Annotated in this window: 1 protein-coding gene; it reads right to left on the bottom strand. The window is 46.3% G+C overall.

The features are described from left to right. Nucleotides 1–767 (bottom strand): IS256 family transposase (locus B5G33_RS20930; RefSeq protein WP_143276567.1); only part of this gene is annotated, 767 nt, incomplete at both ends.

Here is a 767-nt window from a genome sequence, read left to right as displayed (position 1 = left end):
ATATCTCCGGAAAACTGGAAGAAAGAACTCACATCTTCCCAGTTGTTTTCCCAGTTACTGATCGCATAGGGATATTTCTTTCCCCATTTCTCCTTGATCGTTTCCAATTCCGAAAGAGCTGCGGATTCATTGGGCGCGTTATAGACAGCCTTGAAGTCTGCGGAAAACTTCTTCAGATCGTTATAATTCACATATTTAAAAGAATTGCGCAGCATATGGATGACACAGCGCTGGATCTGTGCCTGTGGAAAAACGGCCTGAATTGCGTCTTTAAATCCGGGGAGACCGTCTACGCAGAAGAACAGGACATCCTGCACGCCACGGTTTTTCAGGTCGTTGAGCATTCCGAGCCAGAATTTACTGGTCTCATTCGCTCCTACGGTAATACTGAGAATATCCTTGTATCCTTCCACGGTAACTCCCAGTACAATATAAGCAGCGCGGCTGAGGATCCTGCCGTCTTCCCGGACTTTGTAATGGATACAGTCCATAAAAACAAAAGGATATACAGGGTTCAGTGGACGAGACTGCCACTCTTTCACTTCCGGAAGGATTTTGTCCGTGATTTTGCTGACCATTTCGGCGGAAAGTTCAATCCCATAAAGTTCCTGGAGCTGGTCATGAATATCCCTTGTACTCATTCCGCGTGCATAGAGAGAGATTACTTTCTCCTCAATCCCGGAAATATCCCGCTGATATTTAGGGATCAGCTTTGGTTCAAACTCACCATTGCGGTCACGGGGAACATCGATCTGGAATTCCCCGTA

This window comes from Blautia sp. An81, assembly GCF_002161285.1.
Taxonomy (GTDB): Bacteria; Bacillota; Clostridia; order Lachnospirales; family Lachnospiraceae; genus Blautia; species Blautia ornithocaccae.
This window is presented reverse-complemented; position numbering and strand designations above follow the sequence as displayed.